Origin of the sequence: Bacillus sp. 5mfcol3.1, from assembly GCF_900114335.1 — a bacterium.
Taxonomy (GTDB): Bacteria; Bacillota; Bacilli; order Bacillales; family Bacillaceae_G; genus Bacillus_A; species Bacillus_A thuringiensis_S.
Map to the genome: position 1 here is coordinate 885604 of NZ_FOST01000001.1, position 13037 is coordinate 898640.

Below are 13037 nucleotides of genomic sequence, written 5' to 3' on the forward strand. Positions count from 1 at the left end.
ATGATTGCTTTAAGTAAAAATAAACTGCTTGAATGCTATAGTATAACATGAATTTGCAAGTAAACTGAAAGGAATTATAAAGAAAATGAAAATAATAAGAAATACTGCAGATTCTATATTCCGAACGATCACATTAATTGTTGTGTATACGTTAGTTTCGGTCAGTGAAACATTTTTTGGATTGACGAGGCAGAAAAAGTAAAGATGTTAAATTAACAACAATCAATAAAGCCGTAAAATAAAGAATTGAAAAACATTTTAAAACTTTTTGTTGACTTTCTTTATTTTTTGTATAGAATAATCATTAATAAAATGTTTCAGAGATGTGACAACAAAACGACTATGAAAGGACGAGTAGTAGTAGGACGTAGTTTAAGCGAGTCAGGGGTGGTGTGAGCCTGATACGAAGCCTATTATGAAGAACCTCCTGGAGTTGCTAACCGAAATCCTTTATAGGAAAGTAGACTTAGCCGGGAACTTCGCCGTTACAAGAAGAACAGTATCGAGATATTTCATCTCCGTATTGTATAAGTGAGCAACCTCTGTTGCTAATTTGGGTGGTACCGCGGAACCAAAGCCTTTCGTCCCAGTTTTTTGGGAAAGAAGGGCTTTTTTTGTTGGCTTCTTTTCACAACATCCAAACATTTTAGGAGGAAACCACCATGTATCAATCATTAATGACAGTAAGAGAGACTCAAATCGCAATTAAGGAAGTTAAAACATTCTTCGAGGACCAATTAGCAAAACGCCTTGAACTATTTCGCGTATCTGCACCATTATTCGTAACGAAAAAATCAGGATTAAACGATCACCTAAACGGTGTAGAACGCCCAATTGAATTTGATATGTTACATTCAGGAGAAGAATTAGAAATTGTTCATTCACTAGCGAAATGGAAACGATTTGCATTACATGAATACGGATACGAAGCTGGTGAAGGTTTATATACAAACATGAACGCAATCCGTCGTGATGAAGAACTTGATGCAACGCATTCCATTTACGTTGACCAATGGGATTGGGAAAAAATCGTTCAAAAAGAATGGCGTACTGTCGATTACTTACAAAAAACAGTACAAACAATTTATGGAATATTCAAAGATTTAGAAGATCACTTGTTTGAAAAATATCCGTTCCTTGGAAAGTATTTACCAGAAGAGATTGTTTTCATTACTTCTCAAGAACTAGAAGATAAATATCCAGAATTAACACCGAAAGATCGTGAACATGCAATTGCGAAAGAACATGGTGCAGTTTTCATTATCGGAATTGGTGATGCACTTCGTTCAGGCGAAAAGCACGACGGACGCGCAGCTGATTATGATGATTGGAAATTAAACGGTGACATTTTATTCTGGCACCCAGTACTACAATCTTCATTTGAATTATCATCAATGGGAATTCGTGTTGATAGTAAATCACTTGATGAGCAGTTAACGAAAACTGGTGAAGAATTCAAACGTGAGTATGATTTCCATAAAGGTATATTAGAAGACGTACTACCATTAACAATCGGCGGTGGCATTGGACAATCAAGAATGTGCATGTACTTCTTACGTAAAGCACATATCGGTGAAGTTCAATCTTCTGTATGGCCTGACGATTTACGTGCAGCTTGTAAAAAAGAAAACATTCATCTGTTTTAATAGAAGTGAGGGAATAGCTTAAATATAGAGCTATTCCCTCTTTTTAAATTGTGTAAACGAATGGTTTACAGAGAGTTTTACTAATGGTTTCTTTCATTTATATCTCTTTTTATGTAATAATTTGTTAAAGGAGGGGACGTTATGAGCATAGGAGAGCAGCTAAAAAAACTACGAGAATCAAAGGGGTTTTCGCAAGAGGATGTTGCTAAAAAGATTGGTGTGACGAGGCAAGCAGTGTACAAATGGGAAAATGATAAAAGTTATCCTGATATTGATAATCTAATTTTACTAAGCGAAATGTACAATGTTACGCTTGATGAGTTAATAAAAGGGAAACAGAATATTAAAGAAAAAATACATATTGATGAAGAAGATGAGGATTTTGAGAAAGAGAATGATTTTGGTTTTTATATTGGGTTTGGATTGCTAATTATGAGTGCATTCATTGATTATGAAGGAATACAAGTATTTGTATTAGGAGTTGCACTATTCATGATGGTTTTTTATTCGAATGTGAAGAAAGTTATTTTGAATGAATATAGATCGTTTTTTCAAGAGAAAGAGCGAAAAGATATATGTGATAAAAAGTAAGAAGAGTTAGTTATATTTCCTAGGAAAGGGTATAACGAATATTTTTATTGTATTATAATGATTTTAGGATATCGGTAATATGAAAGCTATTTGGGTAGATCCTTGAAATCTATATGTAAAATGATAATAAAGTTATTTAATTTTAAAAGCTCAAACAAGCATAACCCCGGTCTAAAGCTAGGACGGGGTTCAAAATATAATAATAAAATCGCTTAAGAGTCTACGTTTTATTCAATGATAGTGCCTTTTTATAAAACGTCACTTGCTTATTTATTACCGAGTTCTTCCGCTAAACCGATTAAAATTCCTTCGACTCCACGAATGTAGCAGAGACGATACGAGTTCTCGTACTGAACTACTTCGCCAACGAGCTCTGCACCATGCTTAGTGAGTCTCGATACCATTTCGTCAATATCTTGAACGGTGAACATGACGCGTAGATAACCGAGGGTGTTTACAGGAGCTTTTCGGTGATCTGCTATAGTAGGAGGGGTGAGAAATCGCGAAAGTTCAATTCGGTTGTGGCCATCTGGAGTGACCATCATAGCGATCTCTACGCACTGAGAACCGAGTCCAGTTACGCGACCAGCCCATTCACCTTCGACATTGGCTCGACCTTCGAGATTCAAGCCAATCTCCTCAAAGAAAGAGATTGCGTTATCAAGAGATTTTACAACGATGCTGACATTGTCCATTCGTAATAATTTGTTTTTTGCCATAGTCTTATCTCCTTATGTATAAAAGTTCATTATTTAATCATCCTCATAATTATACTACTAAGTAGTTACAAATTCCTTTCAGTCAAAAACACCTTGTCGTAGTATAGGAAAATGTGACAAGGTGTTTTTTTATATGTCATATAGCATCTTGTTAACGAACAGCTTTTATTTAATAGGAAGGAAGTAGATTAATATGATTTTTTTATAAGTGTTACTGAGCATATCAAATTAGCTCATTTGTACTAAAGGCTCAATTTTCGCCATAAATGATTGATGCAGTGCCTCAACACCTGTTACTAAATGAAGGCGGTCAATAACGACAGACACTTTAATTTCTGATGTACTTACCATTTTAATATGAATATCTTCTTCTTTTAAAGTAGTAAACATATTTGCAGCAACACCAGGGTTAGATACCATGCCAGATCCTACGATTGATACTTTTGCTAAATGATTTTCATATTCTACTGCTTCATAGTGAAGTGCCTCTTGATTTTGTTCCAATACTTCTAATGTTTCTCTTAAATCATTAGAATGGATGGAGAAGGAGAGATGAACAGTTCCTTCATTTGTAATACTTTGAATGATGATATCTACATTAATATGTGCCGCTGCTAATGTAGAGAAAACAGTTGAAAGTGAACCTTGTTCTAATCCTTTCACTGTGATGCGTGTAATATTATCTTCAAATGCAATACCTTTAACGATTGATTGTTGTTCCATGTTACATTCTCCTTTTACAATTGTTCCGTTTTCTTGTTCCATACTTGAGCGAACTTCTAAAATGACATTATGATTTTTAGCAAACTCAACAGCACGCGGGTGTAATACACCAGCACCGAGGTTTGCAAGTTCTAACATTTCGTCATAAGAAATTTCATCTAATTTATAAGCATCTTTTACAACTCGTGGATCCGTCGTATATACGCCGGTCACATCTGTGTAAATATCACATTTTTTTGCGTTTAGTGCAGCAGCTAATGCGACAGCAGTTGTATCAGAACCGCCTCGTCCAAGCGTTGTAATTTCAAAATCTTCACTGACTCCTTGGAAACCAGCTACAATAACAATCGTGCCTTCAGCAAGATAAGATTGAATACGATCTGTATGAATGTCAGTAATCCGTGCACTACTATGTACAGATTCTGTCGTAATACCAGCTTGCCATCCTGTTAATGAAATCGCGTTATACCCTTTTGCTTGTAGTGCCATCGTTAATAATGAAATAGTTACTTGCTCTCCTGTAGATAGAAGCATATCCATTTCACGTTTACTTGGATTTTCTGTAATAACGTTAGCGAGTGCGACAAGTTCATCCGTGCTTTTTCCCATTGCTGAAACGACAGAGACAACGCTATGACCTCGTTCATATTCTTCAATAATTAAATTTGCTACATGTTGAATGCGCTCGACGCTTCCGACAGAAGTGCCACCAAATTTTTGAACAATTGTTTCCATTACAAATTCCTTCTTTCGTCTATTTTTAAGAATAGATTAGGAAATATATAAATCCCAATACTCCTGTAGTTACCAGAAAGACAAACAAAAAACACCATCTCAAATAAGTGAGGATGGTGCTGTTACAGGAAAAGGGAAACAGAAAACGGAGCTAATAAAAAAACCGCCAAAAAAGGAATATCATAAAAAATGATATCTCTTTTTTGTAGATAGCTCTTCATACGTACACGTCTGTACATATGACAGTTCTGTTTCTATTCGAAAACAGCCCCAATTGATAAATGCAGAGAAACTTATCAATTTCGGCAATACTTCCTTTCATCTAAGTTCATAGACATCTCTGTGTCTCCATTAGAATACTCATAAGTATCGCAACCTCTATCTCACGTTTTAGGCGAGAGTGTTTGATTTATGAAGTTGTTGGTAACATTTGTTTTATAATAATTTAAATTTTTCGGGGAATCAAGTGTTTTATATATATTTTAAAAATTCTTTCTTTTTTCTGAGGAAGTTTGTGAAAAATGTAGCAAAATAAATTCATTGCATGTACATTAAACTTATAGTGCATAGGAGGTGGGAGAATGAAAAGGAAACAGCCTATTTATGTTGCGACAAAAATGAACACGACGATGGGAAAATTATGGGAATATACGCAAGAACCAGATATACATACAGAGTGGGATGCTCGCTTTACTGAAATTTCGTATTTAGAGAAAAAAGAAGGAGAACCACAGAAGTTTTTGTATAAAACAAAGATTGGATTTGGGTTTGAAATAGCTGGAGAAGGGGAATCAATAGGTGAAATAAGAAAAGATATTTTAATGCAGTTATGCAATTGGATGGAAACGAAAATGAAATTGTAGATTATTTTGGCGAACCACATTTACTCGTTTCTACACTGCATTTTCATATCGATGAGTTAGGGGCAATGCATATTTCTTCAAAGAAACAATGGTTTTATATGTTTGGAAGAAAAATTCCGTTACCAAAATTTTTGTATGGTGAGGCAAAAATTGTTGAAAGTTATGATGATGAACTACAATGTTTTCGAATTCACGTACAAGTACGAAACCCGTTAATTGGCTCGCTTTTTTCATATAAGGGAACATTTTTGGAAAGGAAATAAACGATATGAAAAATATAATATTTGGGCTTGCTTGTTATGTTGTTTTTCTAATATATGAGTGGTCGAATGTAAATCCTGTTGAAGCAATTATATTATTATCTGTTTTATTATTTATACCAATGTCACTTTGTATTATTGATAAAAGAAAAAGAGATGGATCGTATTTATTATTTTATAAATTCGTATCGTTTTTATATCCAATCGCAGCAATTTGTGCAATGCTAGCTTTCGTCACAAATCACTATGTATTTGCGCTAGTTTGGTTTGTATATACAGGAATTGTTGCGTTATTTGGTGTAAGTAGATTGCTAGAAAGAGGATGGAAGCCGCTAGAAGAGAACGCCATAGATAGTGCGTATATTTATTTGTTTTTAGGTGGTTTTTGGTTTTTTGCTTCAGTAGCAAAACTTTCAATTATGCATTTTAGCTCTGACATTGTTTTACTCACAGCAGCGCATTTTCATTATTCGGCGTTTCTATTGCCATTATCAGCTGGTTTAACAGGGAGAAAAAGAGAAAAGAGAAGTAAAGTATATGATGCTATTATGTTTATCATCATGATTTCACCTATGACAGTTGCAATAGGAATTACATACTCGAGAATATTTGAATTTTTTGCAGTGCTCCTATATTTATGTGCGATTTATGGATATGGATTTTACGTTTGGAGAGCAAAATTTAATGCTATCAGTGCAAAGATTCTTTTAATCGTTTCGTCTAGTACACTCATGGTTACAATTATGTTCTCACTTATATACTCATACGGGAATTTGAAGCATGTAATGACGATTACAATTGCTCAAATGGTTTGGATTCACGGTGTTGTCAACGGAATTGGAGTAGCGTTACCGGCATTTGTCGGCTGGATGATCGAAAAGAGTGTTCCGAATTATAAATACTATGGGAAACCAATGAGTAAATTAAGAGGAAGTGTGGCAATTGGTGAGGCTTTTTTATATAGCGGCAATTTAGTAGGCAGTAAGGAATACAACGGTTTAGTTGATCAAATAACTGATTTTCATAGTGAGTCATTTGACGTGACGAAGGTACCTTTAAGTATTATTCGTTTTTATGAAAATACAACAGAGTATGAGTTGCAATCAAATATTAAATGGGCTCGTTGGTTCCGCCTATTTGCATTTTGTTATGAGAAAATGAGCAAGCATGTAGGACAAATACATTTAGGAATGGGCGACAAGTGGGAAACGATGCATGGCTCTATCATTGGTGTAATGGATGAGGAAGATGGAAGAGAGAATGTAAGGGCTTGGCTAAGGAAAAATGAAGCAGGTGAATCTATTTTTGTAGCTCTTTATTCAAAGCATACAGATAAGGATGAGACATATATGAATATCGCCTTGCCTTTACCTTATTCGAATATTACTGGTATTTTGAGGCTATGTAATGATAATCATGATTTAATCATTACTAGTAAGTTAAGAGAAAATGGCCAGGGAGATGAGGGGATTTATTTACATACTCGGTTCTTAACAATCCGTTTACCGTTAGCAGAGACTTTCATCATTACAGAGGGTAAGGATAAAATGTTAACAGCTCATCATAGCATGTGGCTATTTGGACTTGAATTTTTACATATTCATTATAAGATTGAAAAAATTGCACAGAAGTAAGAAAGGCTTGGATGGGTTTCCAAGCTTTTTTATGTATGGGTAATTGTCATAGAAATTTGTTTATTTAGCTCATTATCCCAAACACGTTGAATTTCAAAAGTGCCTGTTTCAAAAAATAATGGGAATCTTTCTTTAAACTAAGTTTGCATAGGTAGCTTTAGTGCTGTATCGATTGGTATCCATAAGAAAGAATAAGCCCTAAAGAAATTAGGACTTATTCTTCATTAAATACAAATGTTTGTTTCATTTTTTTACCTTCATTTACCGGATGGCCGTTATAAGAGAAATTCTTTTCTTCCCAAGTGATCACAACTTTAAAATTATGACTATTAAAGTCTAATGGGAATACCATGTAGTCAAAGCTTGTATGACTTTTAGAAATATTTTCATTAGGTGTAGTAGGTTTAAAGGTAGCTTTAGAGGTAGGATTGTTATCAAGTATTTCCACAGATACATTTGATACATCATGACCGATGTTTTTTACGAGTAAACTATACGTATCAAATACACCTTGTTTTGGCTGGATTGCTTGCTTGTTTGGATTATGGGATTTATCAATTTCGACATACCATTGTTTAGACTTTGACGCAATCGGCAGTGACTGAAATGTGTAAGCACTAGCTTGCATTGGTAGTGCTAAACATATAAGTGTAAAGAGAGTTAATATTTTTCGGTTCATTTTTTTTAGAGCTCCCATTCTTTAATGGATTTACTTGTTATTATCTTCTTTTTACGAGTTAATATACCATATAATGTAAAGTGGTTATTATGAGTAGTGAATCAATATCTTATTCACTACTCTTATAGCTAGCATAATTACGTATGAAGTAAGAAAGAATAAATTTGTTTTTTCTATACTTAGATTACTGCCCTTTTTAAAAGGGCTATTTTTACGTTTTAATAAAAAGAATATACTAATAATTCCGTATAAATTATTTATTTTAATGTAGTTAAATGTGCTTGTATATGTGAAATTAGAGAGGGAAGCTGTGTAGAGATGTTTCTACAAAGCTATTTAGGATATGAAAAAATTACCAAAAATATGTTAAAATAACATTGTCATACAACAAGGGGGCTTTGTTTTATGGAAAATGTACATCTTGCTAAAGTAGATTTAACGAAAAAAATTGAATCAAAATCTAAGTACAACAAGAAACTCGAAAAATATCAAAGGCGCTTATTAGCATTACAACAAATTTTGAAAGAAGAAAAAATCGCGGTTATGCTTGTTATGGAAGGATGGGATGCGGCTGGTAAAGGTGGGGCAATTAAGCGGGTGACGGAACATCTTGACCCACGTGGGTTCCAAGTAGATCCAATTGGAGCGCCTGCACCTCATGAAAAACGTTACCATTATTTGCAACGTTTCTGGCGCAAAATTCCACAGTACGGGCAAATCACCATTTTTGATCGCTCATGGTACGGTCGTGTGTTAGTTGAGCGTGTTGAAGGATTTGCTACAAAGGAAGAGTGGATGAGAGCATATGATGAGATTAATGATTTTGAAAAACTACTAACAGATGACCATTACATAATAGGGAAGTTCTTCTACCATATAAGTAAAGAGGAACAGTTAAAGAGATTTAAAGATAGAGAGAAAAATCCTTTGAAAAGATGGAAAATTACAGACGAAGATTGGCGTAATCGTGAAAAATGGGATGAATATGTTGAAGCAATGGAAGACATGTTTGAAAAAACAAGTAAGCCAAATGCGAAGTGGCATATTATTGAAAGTAACGATAAATTGTATGCCCGTGTGAAAACGTTAAAAATCATTATTTCATTCATTGAGGATTATTTCTTAGAACATGGTATAGAATTGCCTTCTTATTATTATGAAATGAAAGAGGATATTGAAGTTTTGCAAGATGTAGGTGTTAAAGAGTAAAAAAGAAAATGGTCCTGTGAATTGGTGAAACCAAATTATGGGGCTTTTTTATTTAGAAACATTTTACAATTAACAGAATAAGGTATATAATCAATAATCATATTAACATTGTTAATATGATTATTGATTATATACTATGTGGGGGTTTTACTTTGAAGGGAAGAGATGTTGTTTTAGGTTTATTAATGGAAAAGGAATTGTCTGGTTACGATATTAAAATTGTGTTTGAAGACGTATTTACTCATTTTTTTGATGGAAGTTTTGGAATGATTTATCCAACGTTACGACAATTGGAGAATGAAGGGAAAATAAAAAAAGAGGTTGTCATGCAAGAGGGAAAACCGAATAAGAAAATGTACTTTATTACAGATGAGGGGCGTGAAGAATTTTATCAATACATGCAGACACCTGTAGAGAAGGATGTTTTACGTTCGGATTTTTTAATGAGAATGTATTTTGGTAACTATAGTGATGATGTAACAATAAAAAAATGGATTAAAGATGAAATTGAAAGAAAAGAAGCGTACATTGCAGATCTTCGATTGAAATATGAAAAGTGGAGAGTAGGTATTACTTTCGTCGAAGAAATTTCACTAGATGTAGGTATTGCATCGTATAGTGCACAAGTGGAGACTTTGAAGAAAAAATTAGAAGAGTTAGAGGCGAAAGAAAACAATAAAACAGAAGAATGAAAAACGCGTTCACAATAAATAAAGGGGTATATAAAGATGGAGCAATCAAAGGGTATTAAGATTGTCTTTTTAATGTGTCTAGGTATCTTTCTTTGTATGATTGATACGACAATTATGAATATAGCTTTACCGGCAATACAATCGAGTGTAAATACTTCGTTAGAAAAGATGTCTTGGGTATTAAATGTTTATACAATGACGATTGCAGTACTTGCCATTCCGTTAGGGCGGATAGCTGATATCTTTGGAAAAGCAAAGATGTATATTCTTGGTCTGGTGATTTTTGGTGGTGGATCGGTACTTTGCGCTTTTGCTAATACAGGTGATTTTCTTATTTTTTCTCGTTTTATACAAAGTATTGGGGCAGCGATTTTATTTCCAACAAGTATGGTAATTGGTGTATCAGCTATGCCATTAGCTAAGAGGCATGTTGCGCTTGCAATTTTAGGAGTAACACAAGGATTGTCAGCTGCTATGGGACCAGTAATAGGTGGAATTATTACGCAAAATTTAGGATGGAGATGGGTGTTCTTCGTTAATGTTCCGGTTTGTATAATAGGAATCGTGTTATGTTGCATCATGCTACAAATAAAAAATGAAGAACGTATTATCTCAAAAATAGATTGGATAGGACTACTATTAAGTAGCACAGCAATTTTTTCATTTACTCTCATATTAGTAAAAGGTAATACATGGGGATGGCAAAGTAATATTGCTTTGTCTTGTTATGCAATTAGCACTATTTCTCTTATTCTATTTGTTTTAGTAGAACGAAAGATTCATAATCCAATGGTGAATTTAAAGTTATTTCAAGATCGAATGTTTGTCGGAGCGTCTATCGTTGTTATATTAAGTAATTTATTTTTAATTGGAGTTACTGTATTGCTTCCAACGTTCTTGACGAAACTACAAGGTCGAACGGAAATTGAAGCGGCTTTTTTAGTGACACCTATTTCAGCAATGATATTTTTTGTCTCACCAGTTGCAGCAACTTTAATTAAAAAACTCGGAAAAGTAACTATTATTTTGTCAGGATTTCTTATTATGGGGCTTTCCTACTATTGGTTGCAAATGATTGATGTGCATTCAACAAATATAGAAATTATTATTCCATGTATGATATTAGGTGTTGGATATGGTTTAGTAGTGGGGCCAATTACAGTTTTAAGTGCGTCTTCGTTTGAAGGAGAATTGTTAACTGCTTCTCAAAGTGTTGTATCAATGTTACGACAAGTCGGAATTGTATTGGCAGTCGCAATATTTGTCTCTAACTTAACTCACAATTTAACTGTAAATAAAGAAAAAGTATATCGTTATGCAGAAGAAAAGGTGCGTACTATTCATGTGAATAGTACTGAGCAAACTGAAATTTTACAAATGACTAAAGAGAAAATAGAGAATCAAAGTTTAGAGTCGAATATAAATAAGAAACAAAATGCAATGACAATGGGATTAAGTAAAGAGAAAAAGGAAGAATTGATTCACGACAAGACGGATGAAATATTAAGAAAAGTTCCAGTAGAATATAGAGATGTAAAAAGAGAAGAAGTTATGAGGCAAGTGACAAAAGAAGTTGAAAAACAAGAGGAAAGTATAAAGAAAGAGGTACTCACATTTTCAAATGATGTGAATCATTATGCCAAGAATCAGATGGCTATGAGTTTTACAGATTTATATAAAGCAAGTGTGCCAATTATTTTAATTTGTGCTTTCGTAAGTTTGTTGTTTTGGGAAGGGAAAGCTTTGAGTAAAAAGAGAAGGGGAAGATTAGTAGAAGAAGCGTAAAGAAAAACAGGCTATAGCAGCCTGTTTTTTTCATTGTTTTCTCCTTGCATATTGTGAATAGTAGTATTTTTAATATAGCATGGGATAAGTCGAGTATGATTAGAAAGTTTTTTAGAATGAAAGGAAGGAATGGAAAATGCCATTGAATATGTAACGTTATACATAGTACATTAACAAGAGGGATTAATTTTAAAAGGAGGATGGGGAATTGCTAGATAAGGCAGGGGCTTTAATAGATAATCATGTGTACACAGAAGAAGAGCAACAAAAACTATACAAACGAACGTTAATAATCGTCAGCATTTCACAAATGTTTGGCGGTGCAGGACTAGCTGCTGGTATTACAGTGGGAGCACTTCTTGCGCAGCAAATGCTTGGAACAGATGCATTTGCAGGATTACCAACTGCTATGTTTACATTAGGATCGGCATTCGCAGCTTTCATAGTAGGGAAGCTTTCGCAACGATATGGACGCCGGATAGGTCTTGCAACAGGGTTTATAGTAGGCGGATTTGGAGCAATTGGTGTTGTAATGGCAGCTTTAACAAATAGTATTATTCTTTTACTTATTTCTTTACTTATATATGGTGCCGGTACAGCCACGAATCTACAAGCTCGTTATGCAGGTACAGATTTAGCAGATAAGAAGCAGAGAGCAACGGCTGTTAGTATTACGATGGTAATGACGACTTTCGGTGCAGTTGCAGGACCAAATTTAGTAGGGGTAATGGGAAGTTTTGCTCATTCAATTGGAGTTCCTAAACTTGCAGGTCCGTTCATACTATCGGCAGCAGCATTTATACTGGCGGGTCTAGTTCTTTTTGTTATGCTTCGTCCAGATCCTTTGATTATTGCTAACATAATAGAAAGATATAAACAGGAACATACATATAAAGGACAACCAATAACAGAAGAAGCGAAAGAAAATAAACGAGGTATTACAGTTGGAGCAATCGTAATGATACTTACGCAAATAGTGATGGTTGCGATTATGACGATGACGCCAGTTCATATGGGACACCACGGTCACGGTTTAAGTGCAGTAGGACTTGTGATAGGTTTTCATGTAGGTGCAATGTATCTTCCATCTCTCGTTACAGGAATGTTAATTGATAAAATTGGCCGAACTACAATGAGCATAGCTGGTGGAGTGATTTTACTTGCAGCGGGTGTCATAGCTGCGACAGCGCCAAGTGATTCTTTATTATTATTAATCGTTGCTCTGTCTTTACTTGGGCTAGGATGGAACCTCGGATTGATAAGTGGTACAGCACAAATCGTTGATTCCACAACACCGTCTACACGTGCTAAAACACAAGGGAAAATAGATGTTTTTATTGCGCTAGCTGGAGCTTCTGGTGGAGCAATGTCAGGTATGGTAGTAGCGAATTCAAGTTATGCGGCATTGTCATTGGCTGGAGGGGTGTTAGCGTTATTACTTATTCCTGTTGTGATATGGTCTCGAAAAGGGGCAAGAAATTAAATGAAAAAGAGGTTCTAG

10 protein-coding genes, 3 pseudogenes, 1 riboswitch and 1 other annotated feature are annotated in these 13037 nt (G+C 34.6%); of the genes and pseudogenes, 9 read left to right on the forward strand and 4 right to left on the reverse strand.

The window, feature by feature from the left end:
* The first annotated feature begins 333 nt into the window (after positions 1-333).
* Positions 334-592, forward strand: a binding site (T-box leader).
* A gap of 70 nt (positions 593-662) precedes the next feature.
* The gene (gene asnA / locus BM089_RS04660) at positions 663-1646 is read left to right on the forward strand and encodes an aspartate--ammonia ligase (protein WP_090976124.1); all 984 of its coding nucleotides are present in this window, start codon (positions 663-665) and stop codon (positions 1644-1646) included.
* Positions 1647-1787: 141 nt separating this feature from the next.
* Complete coding sequence (locus tag BM089_RS04665; protein WP_023521645.1) at positions 1788-2237, forward strand: helix-turn-helix domain-containing protein; 450 nt, start codon at positions 1788-1790, stop codon at positions 2235-2237.
* 266 nt (positions 2238-2503) lie between these two features.
* On the opposite strand, the gene BM089_RS04670 is transcribed toward BM089_RS04665, so the two are convergent.
* Both BM089_RS04670 and BM089_RS04675 read right to left on the reverse strand, forming a co-directional pair.
* Positions 2504-2956: a VOC family protein gene (locus BM089_RS04670; protein ID WP_090976126.1), complete on the reverse strand. Its 453-nt coding sequence runs from the start codon at positions 2954-2956 to the stop codon at positions 2504-2506.
* Positions 2957-3184: 228 nt separating this feature from the next.
* Positions 3185-4414, reverse strand: a complete 1230-nt coding sequence (locus BM089_RS04675) for an aspartate kinase (protein WP_090976128.1) — start codon at positions 4412-4414, stop codon at positions 3185-3187.
* A 202-nt stretch (positions 4415-4616) separates the two neighbouring features.
* Positions 4617-4803, reverse strand: a riboswitch (Lysine riboswitch).
* Between the two features lie 192 nt (positions 4804-4995).
* Here BM089_RS04675 and BM089_RS04685 point away from each other — a divergent pair.
* The 3 genes and pseudogenes from BM089_RS04685 to BM089_RS04695 form a co-directional block, all read left to right on the forward strand.
* Positions 4996-5229 (forward strand): annotated as a pseudogene (locus BM089_RS04685) (hypothetical protein); the annotation flags it as partial.
* A pseudogene (locus BM089_RS04690) lies at positions 5217-5540 on the forward strand (DUF4166 domain-containing protein); the annotation flags it as partial. The pseudogenes BM089_RS04685 and BM089_RS04690, both read left to right, overlap by 13 nt.
* A gap of 5 nt (positions 5541-5545) precedes the next feature.
* On the forward strand, positions 5546-7171 hold the full coding sequence (locus BM089_RS04695) for a YndJ family protein (protein ID WP_090976132.1): 1626 nt from the start codon (positions 5546-5548) through the stop codon (positions 7169-7171).
* A gap of 29 nt (positions 7172-7200) precedes the next feature.
* On the opposite strand, the pseudogene BM089_RS04700 reads toward BM089_RS04695, so the two are convergent.
* Together BM089_RS04700 and BM089_RS04705 are read right to left on the reverse strand one after the other, a co-directional pair.
* Positions 7201-7356: pseudogene (locus BM089_RS04700) on the reverse strand (DNA mismatch repair protein MutT); the annotation flags it as partial.
* A gap of 29 nt (positions 7357-7385) precedes the next feature.
* Complete coding sequence (locus BM089_RS04705) at positions 7386-7850, reverse strand: hypothetical protein (RefSeq protein ID WP_090976134.1); 465 nt, start codon at positions 7848-7850, stop codon at positions 7386-7388.
* A gap of 405 nt (positions 7851-8255) precedes the next feature.
* Between BM089_RS04705 and BM089_RS04710 the strand changes: the two genes are divergently transcribed.
* The 4 genes from BM089_RS04710 (at position 8256) to BM089_RS04725 (ending at position 13019) form a co-directional block, all read left to right on the forward strand.
* Complete coding sequence (locus tag BM089_RS04710) at positions 8256-9059, forward strand: polyphosphate kinase 2 family protein (RefSeq protein ID WP_090976136.1); 804 nt, start codon at positions 8256-8258, stop codon at positions 9057-9059.
* 152 nt (positions 9060-9211) lie between these two features.
* Complete coding sequence (locus tag BM089_RS04715; protein WP_000678333.1) at positions 9212-9751, forward strand: PadR family transcriptional regulator; 540 nt, start codon at positions 9212-9214, stop codon at positions 9749-9751.
* A gap of 36 nt (positions 9752-9787) precedes the next feature.
* A complete protein-coding gene (locus tag BM089_RS04720) occupies positions 9788-11536 on the forward strand; it encodes an MDR family MFS transporter (RefSeq protein WP_090976138.1) in 1749 nt (582 codons plus the stop codon).
* Between the two features lie 208 nt (positions 11537-11744).
* Positions 11745-13019, forward strand: coding sequence for an MFS transporter (locus tag BM089_RS04725; protein ID WP_000884503.1), 1275 nt, complete (start codon positions 11745-11747; stop codon positions 13017-13019).
* Positions 13020-13037 lie beyond the last annotated feature (18 nt).